Genomic DNA, 24,488 nt, shown 5'->3' on the forward strand with positions numbered 1-24,488 from the left:
TTATTCAATGCCTAGAAAGTGTATTCTACTGATAAAGTAAGATCAGTAGTATTGTCATAAGTTCCGCTTGCTAATCCGCCACCATCATTATCTGTTGCAGATAGTGTTCCACCTATCCAAATAGTCGCAGAACCATTAGTGAGTGTTACATTAGATCCACTTGTAAAGGAAGATCCGCCTCGGTCCGTATTAATGTCGTCTGTAGCTGAGGACAGTGTAGCAGTTAGTGATAGTATATCAGTTGATGAAGAATGAGTTAAATCAACACTTGAATTGTCTAACGTAACTTTCACTTGTTGACTGCCTGAACCAGTGATATTATATCGCCCAGCGGTATAGTCGGTGCCTGCAGAACCATTTAAGTTTGAGTCACCACTTGTATTTTTAGGATCTAGAGTAGCGCCACTAAAACTAGTTGTAAAAGTACCAAAATCAAGGGCACTATCAGTTGAATAAGTTACTTCTGAAATTACATCAGCAGTAGTAGTAACTGCTTGTCCAAAAACGCTTCCGCTGAACATTAAAACGAAAGCTAAAGCCGAGAGTAAAGAGATTGACCGTTTCATGATATTCGTTGTTTAATTGTTTCGAGTAATAACCGTTTAATTTCTTTCTTCAGTTGAAACTTAAGGGGATTCTGTGAGCCTTAAAATTAAGTTCTATTAATTAAGAACCTTTTAATCTGCATTAATGCCCTTTAATGTATTGTATTCCTTTTGGTTTGTGAAGCCATTGCAAATAGTTGCTATAGATGATATAAATAAGGAATTCAAGTTTGGTAGCGCTTTTAAAAGGGTTGAAGTTCCGCCCGTGAAACTAATAAATAGTTGTCGCTTCGCAAATTACAAATCGTTAATATTACACTCCAATAATGGTGTCATTACGGTCTGCCAGCCGGCGTAGAAGTAACCTTCATTTAACAAAGACTGTCCTTGCGAACGTAGTGAAGCAATCTCCATGAAATGACTTTCGAATGCATGGGAGATGAACCTTTAGATGCTACGCGATCCTCGTATAAGGAGATTCCTCCACGTTGGTCGGAATGACGTTCTTTTATGGCTACTTTTCGCAGTGACACTGTTTTTTAAAAACCAACGGCTGTCATTACGAACAAGCGAATGGAATGAGCGAAGTGTGGTAATCTCCATGATACGAGTAACAGGTGGCTAAGTGGTTCTCCCTTTGATACTATGCGAGCCTTCTCGGGGACATTACGTCGGTCGGCAGGCCTCCTTCGTAATGACACTGCTTTTATAGTAGCAATCTCTGTGAAATAGCTTATGAATGTTACAAAGGCCTCCCTTTATCCAGCAATAGCCAAAAATCCTAAATGTACTCCACATTTAACACGATTTCGTTGGCGTAGGTGCCATCCTGGACATCCCCAATATCTACCGAACCGTATATAAAAATATAGATGGAATTCCACGGGCCGGGTTTGGGGTTGGGTTCCACTTTAATATTACTGGTCGCATCAGGTAGCGGATTGGAGTTTTCATAATTTTGAGTCGAATAGCCGTATCGAGAAAAGAGTTCCAGCGGAATAACATCATCAACAGCAGGATTGTTATGGCGAAGCTCGGTGGGTTTATCGAGTGTTACCAAAAGCATTTGGTTTTCAAGAGCGGTAATACTGAATATCCCCATGTTGATACTTCCCAATTCAATCATGCGTCTACCGGTGTTGGTCATCAAGGTGCCAAAATCGAGCGGTTGTTCCGTTTGAGCAGTAATTTCCGAGTCAATATCGAGTCGAAGATCGATGAATTGAGCTTGGGTATTGATTGTCCCAACAAAGAAAAAGACTATCCCACAAAAGAGGGTTTTTAAAATTGCGGGTAAATCTTGGTCATGCTTAGTCATAGCTGATTGTAATCGTATAATTACCGGTATAAGATCCTGCAGACGTATTATTTGGCACTGTTATATCCCCATATAAATAAAGATAAAAGGTTTCATATATAGGGTTGGAATAGTCACTTTTGGGATCTAGATCAGTTGCATTGGTGGGTGGGGTAGGCGGAGGATTAGGCGGTTGGCTTTGTCGTTCTAAAACGGGTACCCGGATGTTAAATCCATTATTAGTGACATTGATATATTTTAGCGGGACACTAGCCGGTGTTTTAACGTCTCCCAGCTGATTACTATAAGCCGCCTTAAGGGTGAAATCAATGGCTTCGTTATTAGTGTTTGTCAAATTTTGCGGACCAGATACGTCAATGTAAATATCCAGGTATTTTACGCCTACAATCTCAATGATGGTATAATTGCCCTCATGGACATCCAGAGAATAAGTACTTCCATCAGCGATTAGGGGACCCACATCATTGAAATCAAGATCCTGCGGGGTGTTGATAACTTCCAAACCGTAGTCGGCATAGGCACTAAAATTAATTTGTCCATACCCAGCCGATGGAATAAGAAATAGGAGCGATATATAGCATAGTATTTTTTTCATCTCCTTATATATACTCAATATCTACCGTGAATTCACCTTGATAGTTGCCGGGACTGGCCGTTGAAACATCTACGCTGCCGCCAATCCAGAGATAAAAGCGACCTTCCTCATTAAACTGAAAGTCGCGGTTTTCGCGGTCCAGCAGTTCGGCCGAAGATTGATCATCTTCGGTATTACCGGCTACCTGGTAATTAAAAATCAATGTTTCAGCCCCATTCAGTTGAGTAAGTTCGCGCTGCTTGAGGTAGCTTATACGTATTTCGGAATTTGCACTTCCGATGGCGATCATCTTACCGGCGTTGGTACTGTTCAGTGGGTTTATGCGGATCTGGTCATTGTCTGATTCAGCTTCTGATAAGTTCATTGATTGTATAGTGATCATCTCAATACTGCTGATCACCCGTGCCGAAACATTAATGTTTACATCAGTCCCACTTCTGTTTTGTTGCGCCAACATAGAGCCGTAAGGAAAAAAAATGAATATGAACCCAATCAGGATTGCAACAACAGATCTACTTTTCATCATGTGAGATTATTTAGCCGTCTACAGAATTAGATTATAAAATGAGCAACCTAAAGCAGGTGTCATAATATTTGTTTATAACATAAAATAAAAAATGCGGAGGAGAGGTTCCCTCTGCATTAGTAAATCTTAAGGTAGATAAGTGGATTCTAAATCAGTAAGACCCCTTGCGAAGTGGGGTTAAGCCTTGCGGTTACTTGATGTACGTAATTTTCTTAGAAAACTGTTTTCCTTCGGCCCGCATTACAACAATATAAATGCCGCTGGCCAGCTGATTGGGCGTCCAGTCAATTTCATGATAATCGGCCGGACGTCGTTCGTCCAAAATGGTTTTTACTTTACGTCCCAATATATCATAGACATGGATTTGTACTTCACTCTCAACCGGGGTATTATACTCGATGGTTGTTTTTTCGGTGAACGGATTTGGATAGTTTTTGCCAAGCGAATACTCGTTGGGCACATCCGAACCGTCGGCACCGGGTGAGATGCGAATGACAAATCGGCTTTCTTCGTCACTACTTTTCTGTTGTGACTTTGCCTGTACATCTGGTTTTGGATTATTAACCAACTTAAAATTTTCTACGGTATTCTGGAGGGGCGTTTTCGCCTTCGACTGTGACAGATTAAAACTGTAGAAGGTATTTTTTCGGAGATCGATTTTTTCGCCACTTTTGCGGTCTTCCAGGATAATAGTCCATTCCTCAGGCACATCGCCAAATTTCGGCCAGGAGAGGGTATATTCGCCATTAATCGCTTGACCATCTTTGAATCCACCTACATGCAGCGGGATGGAAACTTCTTTTCCAAACGAGCGTGCCAGGTTATTAATCGCTAATTCGGTACCATCATCAAATGTGGTAAAAAGCTCTAAATAGGTTTCCGTTTCGAAGGGTAGCAATCGGTAGCCGTCACGCCGATCTTTGTCATTACTGCCGTCGGGGGTTAGCGTGATGTGGGTTTCCGTTTCAAGGGTATCAGCTTCAAGCTTAAATCCTATCGAGGCTGGTTTCTTTTGCGATTTCCCATAGAACTTGGCGCCGGTTGTTTTTGCTGATTTATTTGCCGTTAGTTCGGGAGTAGCCCCGTTTGCTTTAACCCAGAATGCTTGGAAAGGAGCAATGAGTCCATTTTCTAAGGATCCATCAATACCATTCCAGGTTTGATAGCTGTTGGTAGATGGGTCCCAAACATAGATTACATTATCGATATTTGTTTTTGTCCAGTTGGTATCATCCCAGTCGATACTGGCTGCCCAGGGGTTGGCAAGTAAATTCCAACCCACCATGGACTCAATGGTATCCGCCGAAGCGGTATAGGTTACAGCGCTAAAATTAAAGGTAGTATTTTGGTACTGATATTCTTCGCCGCTAATGCTAAGTGTTTTGGGGAGGGAGGTATTGTAATTATTATCTCCATCAACATTGCCAAAGGCATAGAAGAAATATCCCCTGCCTGTGGAATCAGCATTAGCAAGATGGACATTATTATTGATATCAGCAGGTTTTCGCCAGCGTTGGTTATCGGTGCAGGGAGTGCTATTGCCATCTTGATCGGTACACTGTGCATTCTCAAGATAGTAAAGAAGATTTGGTTGTTTGTTGGGATAATCGGAATTTGCTATGCCCTGCGTTTCAAGTTCATCAAAAAGATCTGAAAAAGTGGAATTTATGGGCGATCCCATCATAATCCAACCCTTATTGTTAATTGAACGCCGGATTCGAAGTGATCCGTTGTTGTAGGTCTGGTTGGGAGCAATTAAGCTTTTGCCGGATGAGATAATCAGCTCTCCATTTTCTAATGTCAGGTTACCATCGACAATAATATCTTCAGTAGTGCGAACTCCATTAATGTTGTTAATTACAGCATTTTGCACTTGGCTCAGGCTGTTAATTTGTTGTCTTTGCAGGTTGGGATAATCTGCGAAATTCTCCCCTTGCCGAATGCCAAAGATTACAGTTCCTTGGCTTGTATCAATGTTTAGAAGGCTTAAATCACCCGAAACGACCAGTGTATTATTGTTAAGGATAAATTGTCCGTCACCGGTTAAGCTTTTAATATTATCAACGGTGATACCCGCATCTTGTGCAATTTCCAACGTATTTCCATCTGTGATAGTTAGTTCCGATGTATCAATAAGGTTTCCGGAAGTTACGGTTACATCATTAAGGATGTTCAGTTTTTGAGCAAGGAAATTGGTAGTTGATATTGTTTGAGGACTTTCGCCATTTAAAGTAATTTGAGAATCAGTGGTTCTTGCCAAAAAGCTGTTAAGGCTGACATCTCCACCAACCTCAATAGTCGTTGATTCACCGGCCGTAAAACTGCCTGAGCCCATAAAATTACCGCCTATCGATAATTCAGTATTGTCTTCAATATCCAGATTACCATCAACGGTGGTATTACCTGATACCGTTATTGAGTTACCGCCAAAAAGGGTAAGTGATACTCCTGACTGAATTTCAAAACTTCCCATCTCAATATTGAGGTCCAAAACGGGTAAATCGCCAATATTAGGAATTATAACATAGTCTTGGGGAGTTGGAACAGTGCCTTGAGACCAGTTTTCGGGATTGGTCCAGTCTGTATTTGTTTTCCCTTTGCCACCAGCTGTCCAAGTATTGGGCACAACGATATCTATGGTAGCTGTTTGATTGACTGTCGTAGGTCCGGACCCAAATTCTGCAGTAAGTTGCACCAGTTCAACGGTACCGGAAGAAATGAGCGTGTCACGATAAACGCCTTTTGAAGCATCATAAGGTATATTTGAACCATTCGATAGCGTAGCGTCAGGAGATACGCCTCCGGTTGCTGCATTGTTTGCTTCGAGCTGTTCCAAGTTGAGAGAAACGGTATTAGACTGATAAACACGGTTTCCAAACTGGTCACGTAAAATAACACTAATTGCTGATTGGGAACTGTTGTCGTTTTGAATGACATCGGGAACAGCCGTAACGGTTGAGGTCGAAGCGGAAGGGGGCCCGGGAAGTACGATGAATGAACCGGTCGTGGAGGAAACGTTGTACAGATTATCAGCGGTAAGGGTGAGAGTTACAGCTGAGTCAGCCTCATTTACGGTTACCGACTGACTCGCAGCACCACTCGAAAAATTGATCGTCGTGTTAGTACTTGAACTTAACGTTGCACTCGAAGAAAGGGTAGCGTTGCCATTAAAATCCTGTACTTTGTTTCCTTGGGCATCAACGGCCTCAATATCAATCGTAAATTGTTGTCCCGCCGTTTGTTGGGTGGGGGTGGGTAGTGTAATATCAAAGTTTGTTACTTTACCCGCTTCGAAATTAACAGTTGCTGTATTACTGATGGTATTGCCATTGACCGTTGCTGAAACATTCGCCGTTTCTCCGGCGATTGAGGAGGAAGTGAGAACTGCTGTGTACGTGCCGTTTCCTTTGTCATTGGCTGTGATCGTTGTGTTTCCATTACTGAAAGTTCCAGCCGTAGTAGTAAGGCTAACAGTTTCTCCACCGGTAACGAGGTTATTACCAAACTCATCTTTAAGCTGTACAGTTATCTGAGAGATGGAGGTACCGTTGGCGGTAATGGATGTGGGTTCAGCCGAAATCGTTGAATTGGAGGTTGAAATTGTACCGGAAGGAATAACATTAAAGGAGTTACTTTCTCCATTAATGTCTTCGATCGCATCAGCATAAATTTTGGTACTGCCCGTTGAGGTCAACATGATGGGAGTACTCACACTTGAATTGCCATTTAGAATTGTGACATCAAAACTCCCCCCCTGGATAATATTGTCAGCTGTTATGGTCAATGTTGAGTCAGATGAAAAAGTGAAGTCATTACCACTGCCATTTAAAGCAGTAATGGTAATATCAAATGATGTTCCGGCTTGTTGTTCACCGATATCTGTGTCTGTAGAAGTTTTTATTTCGTATCCGGCTAAATCATTTTGGCCAATTATTAAGAAAGACTCGCTACTTACGGCTTGAGCGATCCCAGAAAACTGGGCGGTTAACTGGACATTAACACCAGTATTATTGGAGTCGATGATTATGTTGTCAAAAGTTGCAATACCATTTGAATTAGTTTGAGTCGCAAGTGTACTGTTATCTTTTATAAAATTTTCATTATTAATGTTAATGGTGGTGCCTGACTCAGATACGTTGTTCCCATATTGATCCAATAGTTGTAGGGTAACAGGGGGTTCAATGGTTCTACTGTTAGAGCCGGTATTGGTGGGTTGCTGGATAAATTTTAAATCTGAAGCTGAAGCAGGAAGTACTATGATTTCATCAGAAGCGACCGTGGAAAGTCCGGAACTTTCGAATTTTAGACTGATGGTATCTGCGATGGTGCTACTCAACCCTGTATAGATAATTTCACCTCCACTGGCTTGTATCGTTTGGGTGCCGATATCAGCATTGCCCGAATTGAGGCTTGCCGTTACTTGAGTTGAGTTGTCAGTTGTGACTTTATTCCCGAACTGATCCCACAGAAAAAGGACCGGTTGTTGTGGAAATATCTGACCGGCGGTAACGCTACCTGAGGGCTGTGTTTCAACGGTCATAGAGGTAGCCGGGCGCGGATCAACGGTAATCAGTTGAGAAGGCACCAATGTAACGCCGGAATAGTTTGCCTGTATCGTTGTGGTTCCTGTTATGGTGGAAGAGAAGGTAGCACTTTTTAGATCTCCCGAAGGGGTGAGCGCCGTTTGGGGAATTGTACCATTACCTCCAGTTAGTATCCAGTCGGCCTCATCATTCAAGGCAATGTTCCGTATGAAATTTTCTCCCACATCACGTGCAACAGCATAGACAGTAATAGAGTTACCTGCCAATAAATTGTCACTTTGAACTATCTGTCCGGTTCCATCAGCTTTAGTTTCTACCTGAACGTTTGAGATGGCACCAACAGCAGTGCTAAGGTTTCCGTAATTTGTATCCGGACCCGTTGAACCAGTGTTTGAAATTTGTCCAGTGGTAGGCACGTTAGTAGTATTGGGTCTTAATTCAAGCCCTTGAATTTCAATTCGCCCAGGACCTGAACCATTTCCACCAGTTTTGCTCTCTTTATCAATAGAGAAGGTTACAGTTTGTGTAGAAATACTACTAAAACTTGCTTGTAATTGAGTGGCAGCAGATCCGGTTGGTTCAATAGTAATAGTTATATCATCGGCAGTTAGAGCATCATTCCATACAAAACCACTGGGTAGTGACAAAGCAATAGTTCCTCCACCATTTAGCTGGCCTGATGCGGTTTCACGAATGGTTGGGCCGTCAATAGGTGTAAATCCCTGGGTGGCTACCGAATCAATAGAAAGATTGGTGCCTCCTGAAGCTTTGATAACATCTTGTCCAAATGTTTTAGAGGGTGAGAATAACAGAAGCATTATTACACTCCCAATGATTGGGAATAAATACCCCTTCATAAATGATATGTCATTACTCCTATTCAAGCCGCCGTATTAATAGATGTCTATTGCCTGTCAATGATAACTGATCTTAAAATAGAAAGTACGATAACAAAGATTGAATTAAAAAGCTTTAAAGATCAGATCAAAGCGGCTATATTGTGCTCTATTTGGCGTTGATAAATTATAATTTACTAATCTCTTTTAACTGTACGGATAATCCATTTATGAAAGGTATTATTTTAGCAGGCGGCACAGGATCACGATTATATCCACTGACGAAAGTAACCAACAAGCATTTATTGCCGGTGGGTAATCAACCGATGATCTATTATCCCATTCAAAAATTGACGGAAGCAGGTATTGACGAAATACTGATTGTTACCGGTACCGAGCATATGGGGGATGTGGTAAACCTGTTGGGATCGGGTAAGGATTTTGACTGCCGGTTCACTTATAAAGTCCAGGATGAGGCCGGTGGTATCGCCCAGGCATTGGGGCTGGCGGAAAATTTTGTGGGTGATGATTCTATGACCGTAATTTTGGGGGATAATATTTTTCAAACTTCCCTGAAGAAAGCAATAAATGCATATCCCGGCAATGGCGCACAGATATTACTAAAAGAAGTGAATGATCCCGAACGTTTTGGGGTAGCCGAGGTTGAGGGAGATAAAATTGTGGGTATTGAAGAAAAACCCGAGCAGCCTAAAAGCAATTTAGCGGTGACCGGTGTTTATATGTTTGATGCCCGGGTATTCGATTTTATTCGGGATTTGGAACCTTCAGACCGAGGGGAGTTAGAAATTACGGATGTGAACAATCACTATATCCGGGAAAAGGCCATGCGATTTTCAGTGATGGAAGGTTGGTGGACTGATGCAGGAACACTATCATCATATAAGCGAGCGAACAAACTGGTTGATTCTGAATAATGATAAAAGCAATACTACTTGGGGCATCAGGACAATTGGGGAAGGAGTGGCAACGTATTGTTGAACAAGATCACTCGGATGAGATTAAGTTACTGCCGTATACTTCCAGTGATTTGGATATTACGCATTACCAAAAGGTTTCGGATGAGTTTCGCGAGCAGAAACCGGATGTGGTCATAAATTGTGCCGCCTATACCGATGTTGATGGAGCGGAGAACCATCGCAAGTTGACACGTAAAGTGAATACCGAGGCGGTTTTATATTTGGCGGAGCTAAGCAACGAACTGGATTTTACCCTTATTCACTATTCGACCGATTATGTATTTCCCGGGATAAAGCTTAACAAGAGAGAATTTCCGGAGGGTTATCCCGAAACATATTCGGCTGATCCCATCAACTGGTACGGCAAGACCAAATGGGAGGGCGAACAGGCTATTCGTCAGACGACTAAAAATCACCTTGTTATTCGGGTGTCTTGGTTATGCGGAAGAGATGGATCTAACTTTGTGAAGACGATGCTGCGATTGGGAAAAGAGCGCGATGAGCTTCAGGTGGTCAATGACCAATGGGGCAGTCCCACCTTTGCTGAAAATGTTGTCACAAATTGTCTGAACTTGCTTCATCAACAGGCAAATGGAACCTACCATGTCACATCTAAGGGGCTCATCACATGGTACGATTTTGCCGAAGCTATTTTTACAATAAGTGATATCGAGGTTTCATTAGAGAAAGTTACCTCGGATGCATTTCCCACCAAGGCTCAGCGTCCGTACTTCTCGAAGTTGAATACAAATAAGATTGAAGGAGTGCCGGGAAGTGAACTGATTGATTGGAAAAAGGGATTGCGAAAGTTGTTAGGTCAGTTACAGTAAACTCCTCTATAAATCATTATATTAGATTTTAAATTTTAATCGTAACAGCTTTTTTAATGGAGATTGTTGAAACAACTATTCCCGATGTGTTACTGCTGAAACCGGAAGTTTATAAGGATGATCGGGGATTTTTTCTGGAAACCTATCGCGAGGAACATCTGCAATCGAAAAATATTGATGTCCATTTTGTACAGGATAACCTCTCAAAATCTCAGAAGAATACCGTAAGGGGATTGCATTATCAGATTGAGTGCCAACAAGATAAACTGTTGATGGTGATGCAGGGAGCTATTTTGGATGTAGCGGTGGATTTACGTAAGGATTCGCCTACGTTTGGGGAGTATGTGGCGATGGAGTTGTCGGCCGAGAACAAACACCAGATGTTTATCCCGAAAGGATTTGCTCACGGATTTTCGGTCCTTTCTGATGAGGCCCTTGTTTACTATAAGTGCAGCGACTATTATTACCCCGAGGGTGAGCGGGGACTGTTTTGGGATGATCCGGAACTGGATATTGACTGGAAGGTTAGCGATCCCATCATTTCTGAGAAAGATCAGGATCAGCCCCAATTACATGAAATTAGAAATAAAGACTTATTCTGATGAAGAAACGAATATTAGTTACAGGTGGTGCGGGATTCATCGGGTCTAATTTGCTTTTATATCTGCACGAGAATTATCCCGACTATGAGTTGCTCAACATCGATAAACTTAGCTATGCATCAGACCTATCATATTTGAGCGATATTAAGAACTCCAATCGATATACCTTTAAAAAACTGGATCTGGTTGATCGGGAGGCCGTAAGGGATATTATCCGCAGCTATAAACCCGAGGGGGTGTTTCACCTTGCCGCAGAGTCGCATGTAGATAACTCGATCAAAGGTCCGGAACCGTTTATTAAGTCCAACGTGCTGGGGACATTTAACTTGGTTGAGGAGTGCCGCCAGCTTTGGAAAGAGGATGAAAAACAGTGGCAGAACAACCGGTTTTTGCATGTTTCTACGGACGAAGTTTATGGGGAACTGGGAGAACAGGGTGCTTTTTCCGAGGATTCTCCTTACGCTCCTAATTCTCCATATTCGGCATCCAAGGCAGGCAGTGATTTTATTATCCGGTCGTACTTTCATACTTATGGAATGAATGTGGTAACTACGAACTGCTCCAATAATTTTGGTCCGCATCAGCACGACGAAAAGCTGATACCCACCGTTATTCGAACTGCTTTAAATCATGAAGATATTCCCGTGTACGGGAAGGGCGAAAACGTACGTGACTGGCTTTATGTTCAGGATCATTGTCGAGCCCTGGATCTGGTTTTCAACGAGGGGGAATCGGGAGAAACCTATATTGTAGGAGGAGACAACGAGTGGAAGAATATCGATCTGGTCAATGAGATTTGTGATATCCTTAATCAAGAAGTGGGAGATGCCCCGGACTCAGACTTTAAAAAGTTGATTACCTTTGTTACTGATCGCCCGGGACATGATTTTCGCTATGCCATTGACGCCTCAAAAATTAGAGAAGAGCTGGGTTGGAAGAGTGAAGAATCATTTGAGCAGCGATTGAGAGAAACCGTAAGGTGGTATATTCACCGATATCGAAAATAGCTTTTTCCTCTCTTGATTAAATAGTTAGTTCCTTTCTTTTAAGAGAGCAAGTTTTGATAAAAAATAGTTGAAGGTCTTTTATTTCTGACATATATTAAGATAAAATTGTCTTAATTCAGAAATTAACCTATGATCTTCTCGAAATCGTGTGTTTATGGGCTCCGAGCTTCAATCTATCTGGCATCGATTTCGGGAGAGGAGTATATCTCTATCAAAGGATTGAGTGATAAGTTGGATATTTCATTTCACTTTTTGACAAAGATACTTCAGGAATTGACTGCCGCTAACCTACTGGAATCTATGAAGGGGCCTAAGGGCGGTGTGCGGTTATCTCGACCGGGTAGTGAAATTACGCTGAAAGAAGTGGTTGAAGCGATTGACGGCCCGGCCATTTTTACCGAGTGTGTGTTAGGGCTGCCTGGATGTGGACACGATAAACCATGTCCCATGCATGACATGTGGGAAGGGACTCGAGATAAAATAAACCAGGTATTTACAACTACAAGTTTAGAGGATATGTCGAAAGAAGGGAAAGCAAAGGATTTGAGAATAACCCCGGATGGAAAGTTTATATGGAGTTGAGTATGAGACGGTATTGCATGCTTGCAAGTAAATACAAAATACTCATTGCATCAGTGCAAAGTATGGAGATATTAACGCAATACTTGGATATCCATATTCAGCTAAAATGATGATTTAACCTTTTTAAAACTGAAAATGAAACCCTAAACAAAGTTGGCACCCATATTGCATGATTATTAATAGAAGACAAGAAACTCTTAAAAAGAAAAGGATGATGAAATCAACGATTACAAAAGTGGCCGGATTGCTTATGCTAACGGCAGTATTGCTCATTGGCTGTGGAGGAAATTCGGATAATAATTCCGAGAATGATAACGCTCAAAAAAAGGAGCAGGAGCTGACCGAATTTGAAATTACGCATGGTATCGGTCCGGTTAAAGAAGAAATTACTATCGGCGAAATCGATGCCGAGCTGGCTAAAGAAGGGATGCGCGTTTTTGATATGAAGTGCGGTGCGTGTCACAAGTTGGACAAGCGCTATGTAGGGCCTCCGTTGGGAGGGATTATGAATGCGCGTAGTCCTGCCTATGTAATGAATATGATTTTAAATCCGGATGAAATGTTAAAGAAACATCCTGTTGCAAAGTCATTAGTCACGGAATATCCGACCCGGATGACGAATCAGCAATTGACAAGAGAAAAGGCACGAGCCGTGGTAGAATACCTGGCACAGGAATCACAATAAATAATCGCTAATACATAACAATCAAATACACACTACTATGAATAAACTGTTAAAAAAATCGTTGCTGTGGTCGCTTGCGGCAATAACAGCAATGGGTTTTATATCTATGGGATGTAGCTCGAACGGGGAGTTTGGTTCCTCTTCTGACGCTGCAGAGAAGGTTTATGTAGCTCCGGGAGAGCATGATGAATTTTACGGTTTCTTTTCCGGGGGATACAATGGTCAGTTGGGCGTTTATGGACTGCCTTCTGGTCGACATATCTTTACCATTCCGGTCTTTTCACAGGCTGCAGTAAATGGATATGGATATTCTGAAGAAACAAAAGCCATGTTGCAGACCACCGACGGATTTGTACCATGGGGAGATGCACACCACCCTGAGCTTTCTCAAACGGAAGGAGAAACCGATGGGCGCTGGGTATTTATTAATGAAAATAATACTCCGCGTGTTGCTCGTATTGGTTTGGATGAGTTTAAAACACAAGAGATAATTGAGATCCCTAATTCAGCGGGTAACCATGCATCATCTTTTGTGACGCCAAACACCGAGTACGTATCTGCCGCTACGCGGTTTAGTATACCTATGAACGAGGATGATCTGCAGAATATGGATGTGAGCATTGACAGTTATAAAGAGAATTTCAAAGGAACCATCTCTTTTATCAAGGTGTCTGACGAAGGAAAGATGAATATCGATTTCCAAATTATGATGCCGGGCTTCAACTATGATCTTTCCCACGCAGGAAAAGGCCCTTCTGACGGTTGGTCGTTCTTTACTTCGTACAACAGTGAAGAAGCAAATACGATGCTGGAAATCAATGCTTCAAGGAATGACAAGGACTATATCGCAGCTATTAACTGGAAGAAAGCGGCCGAATATGCCAAAGAAGGCAAGGGTAAAATGATTCCCGGTGAGCACTATCGCAACTATATCGATCATGAAGAAGGTGGTGTTGCCAAAAGTGAAGTTATTGAAGAAGTACGCGTGCTTGATCCGCGTAAACTGGAAGGCATTGTATATTTCTTGCCTACGCCTAAATCACCACACGGTGTTGATGTAGATCCTACGGGACAATATATCGCGGCCGGTGGTAAGCTATCAACGGTGATTCCGGTACACTCATTTGACAAAATGATGACTGCTATCGAGAATGAAGACTTCGAAGGCGAAGAACAAGGCATCCCGGTATTAAATTACGATTCAATTCTGCACGGTGAGGTTGAAAACCCGGGCTTGGGACCACTCCACACCGAGTTTGACGGCAAAGGATATGCCTATACAACAGCCTTTATCTCATCAGAAATTGTTAAATGGGATATTGAAAAAACAGAAGTTGTTGATCGTATCGATGTGTATTACTCACCCGGTCACTTGATGATTCCAGGTGGTGACAGTCGGAATCCCGATGGTAAATACTTGGTAGCATTGAATAAAATTACCAAAGACCGCTATCTGCCAACAGGACCAGAGATGTTCCACTCGGCACAGCTGATTGATATTTCCGGTGATAAGATGCAGTTGTTGCTCGACTTCCCAACCGAAGGTGAACCGCACTACGCCCAGGGTATTACGGCTGACAAGGTGAAGAAGCGTCAGAAACGATTCTACGAAATCGATGATAATAATCACCCTCGTGCAGCTAAAAGTGAAAAAGAAACACGCGTAGAGCGTAATGGCAACGAAGTGCATGTATATATGACCACTATCCGAAGCCACTTTGCGCCTGATAATATTGAGGGTATTAAAGTGGGTGACGAAGTGTACTTCCATGTAACAAATCTGGAGCAGGACTGGGACGTACCACACGGTTTCGCGATGAAAGGTGCCAATAATGCTGAACTGCTTATTATGCCGGGCGAAACGTTGACATTGAAGTGGCAACCTAAAAAAGTGGGTGTTTTTCCATTCTATTGCACCGACTTCTGTTCAGCTCTGCACCAAGAGATGCAGGGTTATGTACGGGTATCGCCAGAAAGTTCAGACACACCGATCTCTTATAGCACAGGTCAGTAAAGTGACCTCAATCCTTGGGGAGAGGAGGGTGAAGCCTCCTCTCTTCTTATCGCAATAGAACATTAATTTTGACTTGAATAGTATGGACAAACAAAAAAGAGTTTGGATGGCCGTTGCTGCACTGATACTGATTGGGATTTACTTTTTCCCCATTTGGAGCATCAGCATGGAAGCTCCGCAGTATCCCGAAGGTATTGGAATGAATATTACGGTGGATAATATTCAGGGTAAGCAGAAAAACGATTTGCAAAATATTAACGGATTGAATCACTACATCGGGATGAAAGAGATTAATCCCGATTCAATACCTGAGCTCAAGGTTATGCCGTTCATCTTTGGCTTTTTGATTATCAGTGGATTAGTGATTGCCGGTGTTGGTAATGAAAAATGGATTTTATACTGGTTGGGGATATTTGCGCTGTTTGCTATTGCCGGCCTGGTAGACTTTTACATCTGGGGATACGACTATGGGCACAATTTGGATCCCAACGCTCCCATAAAAGTGCCGGGAATGACCTATCAGCCTCCGCTTTTAGGTAGCAAGCAACTGTTGAATATTAATGCTACTTCTGTACCACATATTGGATTTTATATCTCACTACTCTCAATGGGTATAGCCGGAACGGTATGGTGGAAAAGCAAACAGGATTGACAGAGAAGAGGTTTATTATGACGTATCTTTCTAAGATTATAAAAATTATTGCTGTTATCGGGCTGTTGCTATTTGCTATAGCGTGTAGTCAGGAACCGGCAGAAGTGCACTACGGCAGCGATGAATGTATGCATTGCAAGATGATGATAACGGATGCCCAATTTGCGTCACAAATTGTTACTGATAAAGGTAAAGCCTACAAATTTGATGCTATAGAGTGTATGGCTGTTTATTATCGGATGAATGAAAATGAACTGGACGGTGCGAAGCTTTATGTGAGTAATTATGATGAGCCCGGTAATTGGTTAAATGCCAAAGAGGCCCAGTTTGTAAAAAGTAAAGTCGTAAATAGCCCAATGGGCGAATCGTTATTGGCTTTTCCAACTAAAGAAGAAGCAAATAAACATCTAACTGAAAGACCGGGGCAATTATTGGATTGGGCTAAGGTATCCCAAGTAGAAATGTAAGCACGTAGTACCGTACAATTTAATTTGCTCAAAAAAAGGATTGAGGCAATGAACGTGATATCAAAAATATTAGCAATTTTCGTAGGTCTGTTGCTCATGGCTCCGCTGAGTTATGCTGGGCAGGTCACTGTATCTAAAGACGGTGATATCACTTCTGTACAGGCAGGAATTGATCATGCTCAACCCGGCGACACTGTGTTAGTCAAGGAAGGGCGATATGTCGAGTACGACATCCGTGTAAACAAAAGAATCACATTGTTGGGAGAAGAGAACGCCATTATCGATGGTGATGAGCAGGGCTTTGTTGTGGTTGTAGAAGCCGATAGCGCGATCATTAAGAATATTGAAGTCCACAACAGCAAAGCCGGATTCATGGATGATTATGCAGGTATTGCTGTTGAAGGCGCCGACTACGTTCGCATCGAAAATGTAAGGTTGATCAATAACTTTTTTGGGATATACCTTGCAAAATCGGAGGGCTCAACTATTAAAGGGAATTACATTACGGCCTCACGTCAGCGCGAAACGAACTCTGGCAATGGTATTCATCTCTGGTACACAAAAGATGTAGAAATTATTAATAACTATGTTAGTGGCCACCGCGACGGGCTTTATTTTGAGTTTGTAGAAGGAGCTTTTATTGCCGGTAATGAAAGTGAAAATAACATTCGCTACGGTATCCACTTTATGTATTCTGATAATTGCCGTTACGAAGGTAATACTTTTCGGGATAATGGTGGAGGTGTAGCAGTAATGTATACCTCGAATGTAGAGATTGTGAATAATCATTTTGCTGATAACTGGGGTTCCTCGGCCTACGGGATGCTGCTAAAAGAGATCAACAGAAGTGTTGTAACCGGAAATACTTTTTCGGATAATTCTGTTGGGCTTTACATGGAAGCATCCAGTCGAAACCGCATTGAAGGCAACAAGTTTAACCAAAATGGGTGGGCTGTAAAATTAATGGCGAATTCAACGGATAACACCTTCCGTGAAAATAATTTTGTTGCCAACTCTTTTGAAGTATCTACAAACAGTAGAATGAATTACAGTAATAATTTTGATGAAAATTACTGGAGTCAGTATGAGGGTTATGATCTGGATCGAGATGGAATAGGCGATGTACCGCATCGTCCGGTGCGCCTGTTTTCAATTCTGGTTGAAAAGCAACCGCAGTCGCTACTGCTTTTGCGAAGCCTGCTTATCGATATACTGGATGCTGCCGAAAAATTCATGCCGGCACTTACTCCGGAAACGCTCATTGATTCTAAACCGAAAATGGAACCTGTGCTATGATTTCAATACAAAAGTTACGCAAGGATTTTGGTGGCCGTACCGTACTGAACGAGCTGGATGTAGAAATACCGGCTGGACAGGCTACCGGCATCGTTGGACCTAACGGATCGGGAAAAACAACAACGATTAAAGCATTATTGGGCCTTGTAAAACCTACGTCCGGAAAGATCTTTGTTGATGGACAATCAATTAAAGGACAATGGGAGTACCGCAACAAAATTGGTTATATGCCGCAAGTAGCTCGGTATCCCGAAAATATGACGATTGGTGAACTCTTTCAGTTTATCAAAAACATGCGGGGCAGTAATACTAATCGTGACCAAGAATTACTCGAATATTTTGAGTTGGATGATGAGATCAACAAACGAATGCGAGCCCTTTCTGGGGGAATGCGTCAAAAGGTGGGTGCTATTCTGGCTATGATGTTTGATCCGGAGATCCTGATTTTTGATGAACCTACCGCCGGATTGGATCCCAAGTCAAGCGTACAGTTTAAGAAGCTGGTGCACGAAGAGAAGGAGAAGGGTAAAACGGTATTGCTCACCTCCCATATTATGAGTGAGATCGAGGAATTGACTGACCATCTGATCTTTATTGTAGAAGGAAATATTCGATATGACGGACCAATGCGCGAGCTCATGGAGCGACAACAAGAACAGCGGCTTGAAGGCGCCGTAGCAAAAATGATGGAGGAATCAGCAGCATGAAAACACTAACGATTTTAAGATATCAATGGAAAGATCTGCTCCGCGGCAAGTGGATTGTCGGATATGGACTTATTTACCTGCTTATTTCCGACGCAATGATACGGTTCGGTAATGCCGGTCCCAAAGCGATGCTCAGCATTTCAAACATTATGTTGTTGCTGATACCACTCGTGGGGATGATTTATGGCGCACTGTATCTGTATCAGTCGCGTGAATTTACCGAATTACTGCTGGCCCAACCAATCGATCGCCCATCATTGTTTTGGGGATTATTTGGCGGCTTGGCTATTCCGCTGGCATTAGCATTTACCGTAGGGACGGCACTTCCCATGATTTATTCCGGCATGATTGTCACCGCAAATTTGCAGTCCATTTTGTTGATTTTGTTGCTGGGTATTGCCTTGACGCTGTTGTTTACCGGGCTCGGTTTCTGGTTTGGACTCAGGTTTTTCGAAGACCGCGTAAAAGGACTCGGATTTGCTTTGGTAAGCTGGCTCTTTTTGGCGGTACTCTATGATGGATTGGTGCTGCTCGCAGTATTTGCTTTCGGGGATTATCCTATTGAAAAACCCATGCTTGCGCTTGCTCTGGCCAACCCAATTGATCTGGCGCGTATTACAGTACTATTAGAGTTTGATATTTCGGCGCTGATGGGGTATACCGGAGCAGTATTCAATCGCTTTTTTGGCAGCATGATGGGTATTAGCGTTGCATTAAGTTGTCTGATGCTGTGGCTTGGTATCCCGCTGTGGAGATGCCAGCGGCAGTTCGAAAAGAAAGATTTTTAATGCACCACCACAGATTTCCACGGATTTAAACAGAACCGAATATTTAGTTGAATAATTACATCCGTTTAGCGGAAAATAAAACTTTATAAGAGCCATGACTCTAAGGGAGTTATACTCCCGCTTTAGGAGTTTAACCCTTTCAGAGCGTGTAGTTTCAAAGGTTCCAGCAATAATAAAATCGCGCGAGCATCTGCTCGTGTTATCAGTAGACTTATGGCACAAGCGGACGCTTTCGCCATACAATGCAGAAATAGATTTGGTAATTATGGAAGATGTAAGCCTTGATCTCATTAAGAAATATAATGTACAGGGACCGCGCTATACGTCGTATCCCACGGCGGTACAGTTTCAGGAGGCCGACGAGGTTGACGTAGCCTCTTTACATCATTACCTGATTGAACGCAATGCTGAGCCGCATCCCATATCGCTTTATTTCCATATTCCATTTTGTTTTTCGCTTTGCTGGTATTGCGGCTGTACGAAAGTGATCACCAAAGATCAGGATCGCGGCGACCTCTACCTCGATTATCTGGAGAAAGAGATGGACCAAGTGGCTGAATTACTGCACCCTGATTCTAAAGTCGTACAAATTCACTTTGGCGGAGGTACGCCTACCTTTTTAAAACCCAAGCAGCTACAACGACTGGGCAAGGCCATCCGCGGTCGATTTAATGTGACCGAAGAGACAGAGTTTGGCGTGGAGATTGATCCGCGCAAATGTACGGAAGAGCATATCCAAACGCTGGCTGATATTGGCTGTAATCGCGCTTCACTGGGTGTGCAGGATACAAATGGAGAGGTGCAGAAAGCGATCCATCGCATCCAACCCTTTGAGCAAACAAAGCAGGTTACCGAATGGCTCCGCGAAGCAGGTATTAACGCTATCAATTTTGATCTTATTTATGGACTTCCGCTGCAGACGCTCAAAACATTTCGGAGTACCATGGACGATGTTCTGAGCCTGCAGCCCGATCGCCTGGCTGTGTACAGCTACGCGCATATTCCCAGCATGATGCCGGCACAAAAACTGCTTAACGAAGAGGATATGCCCACGACGAACGAAAAACTGGCCATGTTGCAGCTCAGCATCTCATACCTGACCAACAACGGCTACCGATTTATTGGGATGGATCACTTTTCGCGCGAAGATGAAGAGCTGACGAAAGCCATGGAAAACGGAACACTGCAGCGTAACTTTCAGGGATACAGTACGTTGGCCGGTGCTGACCTGTATGCTTTTGGCATGTCTGGCATCTCTAATGTGGGGGATTACTACTGGCAGAACACCAAAGAACTCGGCGATTATTATAAACAGCTGGATAGCGATAAACGTCCGGTTGCCAAAGTATTGCAGCTTTGCAAGGATGACAAGCTGCGCCATCATGTAATAATGCAAATTATGTGCAAGATGGGGCTCTCATTTGATGAAATCGAGGATAAATGGGGCATAGTTTTTGAGGATTACTTTAGTAGCAGTCTTGAACGTCTGTCCGAATTGCAGACTGATGGATTTGTGGAAGTATCCGAAAATAAAATTACGATAACTGAGCGTGGCCGACTTTTTCTACGCAATATTGCCATGTGTTTCGATAAATATTTAAATCAGAAAAAATCTGATCGCTCATTTTCCAAAACAGTATAAAAAGGTGTTAGTTATGGATGCTAAGAACCAGGTATTTAATTTTGGCGGCGGTACAGCAGAAGGCGATAAATCAATGAAAGATTTGCTGGGTGGTAAAGGAGCAAATCTTGCGGAAATGAGCAGCATTGGTATGCCCATCCCTCCGGGATTTACGCTCTCCACAAAAGTGTGCAAGTTTTATAATGAGAACGACGGCCGTTGGCCCGAAGGACTTGAGTATGAGATACAAGACAGCATTCAGCACCTTGAAGAATTGATGAATCAGCAATTTGGTGATCCCGAAGATCCGCTCCTTGTCTCGGTTCGGTCGGGTGCGGCCATTTCGATGCCAGGTATGATGGATACGGTGTTAAATCTTGGTTTGACGGATCAGTCAGTAAAGGGATTGGCGCAGAAAACAGGGAACGAACGATTTGCCTACGATTGCTATCGTCGGTTTATCGATATGTTTGGGGATGTGGTGATGGGCGTAGCTCATGAAAAGTTTGAGGAAGCACTGCAGGAGCTAAAGGATGAGAAATCGGTTGAACTCGATACCCAGCTGGATGTGGACGATCTCAAAGAGCTGGTCGATCGATATAAAAAAGTATATAAAGATAATACGGAAGAAGATTTTCCCCAGCAGCCCGATGATCAGCTACGACTTTCTATTAATGGCGTGTTTGGGTCATGGAATGCCAAGCGTGCCATTAAGTATCGCAAGATAAATAAGATAACTGGATTACTGGGCACGGCAGTAAATGTCCAGGCGATGGTTTATGGAAATATGGGTAACGATAGTGCCACAGGCGTTTGTTTTACCCGGAATCCCTCCGACGGGACTAATGAATTGTATGGGGAGTTTTTAATTAATGCCCAAGGTGAAGATGTAGTAGCCGGTATCCGTACGCCTCGCGATATCAACGAGCTTAAAGAGGTGATGCCTGAATCGTATGACGAACTGCTCGAGCTGACCAATCAGCTTGAAGTGCATTACCAAGATATGCAGGATATAGAATTTACTGTTCAGCAGGGCAAGTTGTTTATTCTCCAAACGCGCAACGGCAAGCGAACCGGAGCAGCTGCTGTTAAAATTGCAATCGATATGGTAGATGAGGGCATTCTTGAAAAAGATAATGCGGTAGCTAACTTGGTTGAACCGGGTCACCTGGATCAGCTGTTACACCCACAGCTAAAAGAAGACGAAATTGATGAGAACGACATCCTTGGCGAAGGGTTACCGGCATCGCCCGGTGCTGCAGTAGGTAAAGTCGTTTTTGATTCTGATAAGGCTGAGGAGGAGCACGGCAAAGGAAATCCGGTAATTTTGGTCCGTATAGAAACAAGCCCCGAAGATGTGGGCGGCATGTCGGCAGCCGAAGGTATTCTTACGTCTCGTGGAGGAATGACCAGTCACGCTGCTGTAGTAGCCCGCGGATGGGGCAAGCCCTGTGTGGCCGGTTGCGACAGTATCAATATCGATTACGACCACCAACAATTTATTGCCGGTGACGTGACTGTTAAAGCGGGCGACTGGATCTCGATTGACGGTGCACGCGGAACGGTGATCAACGGTAAAAAGGAGGTGGAAGCACCACAGTTTGGTGATAACTTCCGAACTTTTATGAGCTGGGTGGATGAGTACCGCGATATGAAAGTACGTACCAATGCCGATACTCCGGAAGATGCCTTGCGAGCTCGAGAATACGGGGCACAGGGCATAGGTCTCACTCGTACTGAACACATGTTTTTTGGCGAAGAGCGAATTCGCGAAATGCGCCGAATGATTATCTCGGAAAGTGAAGAAGAGCGACGCAGTGCCTTGGAAAACCTACTTCCGTATCAGCGGGAGGATTTTATAGAGATTTTTGAGGCGATGGATGGTCTGCCGGTTACGGTTCGACTGTTAGATCCGCCGCTACACGAATTTCTGCCGGATGAGGAAGAAGAGGTTGAAGCACTTGCCAAAGAACTCGGTATTAAAACAATTGAGCTCAAGCGCAAAATTCGATTACTCAGTGAGTTTAATCCCATGCTGGGTCACCGTGGATGTCGACTCGGAATAACCTATCCCGAAATTACCGAAATGCAGGCTCGAGCTATCCTGGAAGCGGCTGTTGAGGTGCAAAATCGCGGTAAAGAGGTGTATCCCGAGATTATGATTCCGTTGGTGGGAACGGCCGAGGAATTTATCCATGAACAGCATGTGGTTGATGAAATTGCCGAACTGGTATTCTCCGAAAAGGGCAGTTCGGTCGATTATAAAGTGGGCACGATGATTGAAATTCCCCGCGCGGCGCTGACTGCTGATAAAATTGCTGAAGAGGCCGACTTTTTCTCATTCGGTACCAACGATCTTACGCAGATGACATTCGGATATAGTCGTGACGATGCCGGTAAATTTCTTGAGTACTATCTGAATGAAGGTATCCTCAAAAATGATCCCTTCCAGGTGCTCGATGAAGAAGGCGTTGGTCAGCTTGTGCAAATGGGCGTTGAAAAAGGACGAGGAGCAAAATCAGATCTCAAAGTTGGTATTTGTGGTGAGCATGGCGGTGACCCAAGCAGTGTGGCATTCTGTTACAACCTTGGATTGAATTACGTATCCTGTTCACCTTACCGTGTGCCCATTGCACGACTTGCCGCGGCACAGGCCTTTTTGCGATCAGGAAAAGAAGTCGTTTCATCATAACTTCATGATCAACTGATATCATCCGCTGTTCCCTCATATAATTGGGGGAACAGCTTTCTAATTCGTAAGGTTTTGTGACTTTTATTTGAGAGGATTGAAGCCATTAAATAACTTCTAATACAATTAAAATCATTAACAGACGGCAATACATTTTTTGTGAATTCATTTGAAAGAAAGGCTGTAAGAGTTTGGTTCTGGTCTGGTGCGGTACTCATTTTTCTGATGGTAGTTGTAGGCGGTATCACCCGTCTTACCGATTCCGGGCTTTCGATGTCTGACTGGAGCTTGATTATGGGGGCTATTCCACCAATGAACGAAGCCGATTGGTTGGCTGCCTTTGAACGTTATAAGGAATTTCCGCAGTATCAGCAGCTCAATGCGGGTATGTCGCTGGGCGAATTTAAAGAGATTTTCTTTTGGGAATATCTGCATCGTCTTCTGGGAAGAATGATCGGACTGGTCTTTTTGATACCTTTTGCTTTTTTCTGGATACGCGGATATTTCAACGCCAAGACCTTGCGTTGTGCATGGGTGTTATTTGGGTTGGGAGCCCTGCAGGGGGCCATGGGTTGGATTATGGTAAAAAGCGGTCTTGTTGATGTACCGTATGTAAGTCATTATCGATTGGCTGCTCACCTTATTTTAGCCATGTTGTTATTTAGCTTTTGTATTTGGTATGCTCTTGATCTTTACGATGATGATCCAGTTCAAGAAAGTTCAGACGTACCGTCATTACGTCGATGGTCCGTTGGGTTGTTAGTACTTTTTGTTATTCAGGTTATTTGGGGCGCCTTTACCGCCGGACTTGATGCGGGATATATCTATAATACCTTTCCCTTGATGAACGGTGAGTGGTTACCGCAAAATGCATGGGGGTATCAGCCGGTAATTGCTAACTTAGTTGAAAATCCCGGAACCGTGCAATGGACCCACCGTATTTTAGGTACCCTGCTGGGATTAGTTGCTATCGGACTTTGGTGGAAAAGTGATCATTCCGATGTAAGCCACCTGATGAAACAAAAAGCACGAATACTGCTTGGGATGATACTCACGCAATATGTGCTTGGTATTTTAACGGTTATTACTCATGTAGAACTTCTGATAGGGGTAGTTCACCAGGCCGGTGCACTGGTAGTTTTATTCTTCTGGATATGGTATCACCGCGACCTTAAATCTAATTGGACAACTCTCTAATATTATTCTT

The 24,488-nt window shown here is 43.2% G+C and carries 20 protein-coding genes; 15 read left to right on the forward strand and 5 right to left on the reverse strand.

Features of this window, described 5'->3' with window-relative positions:
* Nucleotides 1-11: 11 nt before the first annotated feature.
* The 5 genes from ACQ76V_RS04225 to ACQ76V_RS04245 form a co-directional block, all read right to left on the reverse strand.
* Nucleotides 12-566, reverse strand: coding sequence for a DUF4402 domain-containing protein (locus ACQ76V_RS04225; RefSeq protein WP_440999231.1), 555 nt, complete (start codon nt 564-566; stop codon nt 12-14).
* A gap of 760 nt (nt 567-1,326) precedes the next feature.
* A complete protein-coding gene (locus tag ACQ76V_RS04230) occupies nt 1,327-1,863 on the reverse strand; it encodes a hypothetical protein (protein ID WP_440999232.1) in 537 nt (178 codons plus the stop codon).
* Nucleotides 1,856-2,458 (reverse strand): hypothetical protein, encoded by a 603-nt coding sequence (locus ACQ76V_RS04235; RefSeq protein ID WP_440999233.1) that lies wholly within the window; start codon nt 2,456-2,458, stop codon nt 1,856-1,858. Before ACQ76V_RS04235 ends, ACQ76V_RS04230 begins: the two co-directional genes overlap by 8 nt.
* A gap of 4 nt (nt 2,459-2,462) precedes the next feature.
* On the reverse strand, nt 2,463-2,984 hold the full coding sequence (locus ACQ76V_RS04240) for a hypothetical protein (RefSeq protein ID WP_440999234.1): 522 nt from the start codon (nt 2,982-2,984) through the stop codon (nt 2,463-2,465).
* Between the two features lie 190 nt (nt 2,985-3,174).
* Nucleotides 3,175-8,346, reverse strand: coding sequence for an invasin domain 3-containing protein (locus ACQ76V_RS04245; protein ID WP_440999235.1), 5,172 nt, complete (start codon nt 8,344-8,346; stop codon nt 3,175-3,177).
* Between the two features lie 248 nt (nt 8,347-8,594).
* Here ACQ76V_RS04245 and ACQ76V_RS04250 point away from each other — a divergent pair, with 248 nt between their 5' ends.
* From ACQ76V_RS04250 to ACQ76V_RS04320, 15 genes are all read left to right on the forward strand, one after another.
* Entirely contained in the window at nt 8,595-9,299 is a 705-nt protein-coding gene (locus ACQ76V_RS04250) for a sugar phosphate nucleotidyltransferase (protein WP_440999236.1), read from the forward strand.
* Entirely contained in the window at nt 9,299-10,171 is an 873-nt protein-coding gene (rfbD, locus tag ACQ76V_RS04255; RefSeq protein WP_440999237.1) for a dTDP-4-dehydrorhamnose reductase, read from the forward strand. The genes ACQ76V_RS04250 and rfbD overlap by 1 nt, the downstream gene beginning before the upstream one ends.
* A gap of 56 nt (nt 10,172-10,227) precedes the next feature.
* The gene (gene rfbC / locus ACQ76V_RS04260) at nt 10,228-10,773 is read left to right on the forward strand and encodes a dTDP-4-dehydrorhamnose 3,5-epimerase (protein ID WP_440999238.1); all 546 of its coding nucleotides are present in this window, start codon (nt 10,228-10,230) and stop codon (nt 10,771-10,773) included.
* Nucleotides 10,773-11,780 carry a dTDP-glucose 4,6-dehydratase gene (rfbB, locus tag ACQ76V_RS04265; protein ID WP_440999239.1) on the forward strand — a complete coding sequence of 336 codons (1,008 nt, stop codon included), beginning with the start codon at nt 10,773-10,775 and terminating at the stop codon, nt 11,778-11,780. The genes rfbC and rfbB overlap by 1 nt, the downstream gene beginning before the upstream one ends.
* A 129-nt stretch (nt 11,781-11,909) precedes the next feature.
* A complete protein-coding gene (locus tag ACQ76V_RS04270; protein ID WP_440999240.1) occupies nt 11,910-12,362 on the forward strand; it encodes an RrF2 family transcriptional regulator in 453 nt (150 codons plus the stop codon).
* A 211-nt stretch (nt 12,363-12,573) separates the two neighbouring features.
* Entirely contained in the window at nt 12,574-13,047 is a 474-nt protein-coding gene (locus tag ACQ76V_RS04275; protein WP_440999241.1) for a c-type cytochrome, read from the forward strand.
* 37 nt (nt 13,048-13,084) lie between these two features.
* Nucleotides 13,085-15,061 carry a Sec-dependent nitrous-oxide reductase gene (gene nosZ / locus ACQ76V_RS04280; protein ID WP_440999242.1) on the forward strand — a complete coding sequence of 659 codons (1,977 nt, stop codon included), beginning with the start codon at nt 13,085-13,087 and terminating at the stop codon, nt 15,059-15,061.
* 82 nt (nt 15,062-15,143) lie between these two features.
* Nucleotides 15,144-15,713: a hypothetical protein gene (locus tag ACQ76V_RS04285; RefSeq protein WP_440999243.1), complete on the forward strand. Its 570-nt coding sequence runs from the start codon at nt 15,144-15,146 to the stop codon at nt 15,711-15,713.
* A 17-nt stretch (nt 15,714-15,730) separates the two neighbouring features.
* Nucleotides 15,731-16,180, forward strand: a complete 450-nt coding sequence (locus ACQ76V_RS04290; RefSeq protein ID WP_440999244.1) for a nitrous oxide reductase accessory protein NosL — start codon at nt 15,731-15,733, stop codon at nt 16,178-16,180.
* Between the two features lie 48 nt (nt 16,181-16,228).
* Complete coding sequence (gene nosD, locus ACQ76V_RS04295; RefSeq protein ID WP_440999245.1) at nt 16,229-17,476, forward strand: nitrous oxide reductase family maturation protein NosD; 1,248 nt, start codon at nt 16,229-16,231, stop codon at nt 17,474-17,476.
* Nucleotides 17,473-18,183, forward strand: a complete 711-nt coding sequence (locus tag ACQ76V_RS04300; RefSeq protein WP_440999246.1) for an ABC transporter ATP-binding protein — start codon at nt 17,473-17,475, stop codon at nt 18,181-18,183. The genes nosD and ACQ76V_RS04300 overlap by 4 nt, the downstream gene beginning before the upstream one ends.
* On the forward strand, nt 18,180-18,971 hold the full coding sequence (locus ACQ76V_RS04305; RefSeq protein ID WP_440999247.1) for an ABC transporter permease subunit: 792 nt from the start codon (nt 18,180-18,182) through the stop codon (nt 18,969-18,971). Before ACQ76V_RS04300 ends, ACQ76V_RS04305 begins: the two co-directional genes overlap by 4 nt.
* A 265-nt stretch (nt 18,972-19,236) precedes the next feature.
* On the forward strand, nt 19,237-20,613 hold the full coding sequence (hemN, locus tag ACQ76V_RS04310; protein ID WP_440999248.1) for an oxygen-independent coproporphyrinogen III oxidase: 1,377 nt from the start codon (nt 19,237-19,239) through the stop codon (nt 20,611-20,613).
* A gap of 13 nt (nt 20,614-20,626) precedes the next feature.
* On the forward strand, nt 20,627-23,284 hold the full coding sequence (gene ppdK, locus ACQ76V_RS04315) for a pyruvate, phosphate dikinase (RefSeq protein ID WP_440999249.1): 2,658 nt from the start codon (nt 20,627-20,629) through the stop codon (nt 23,282-23,284).
* 156 nt (nt 23,285-23,440) lie between these two features.
* Entirely contained in the window at nt 23,441-24,478 is a 1,038-nt protein-coding gene (locus ACQ76V_RS04320; protein WP_440999250.1) for a COX15/CtaA family protein, read from the forward strand.
* The last annotated feature ends 10 nt before the right edge of the window (nt 24,479-24,488 follow it).

The sequence above is a fragment of the Fodinibius sp. SL11 genome (genome assembly GCF_052060035.1).
Lineage (GTDB): Bacteria > Bacteroidota > Rhodothermia > Balneolales > Balneolaceae > Fodinibius.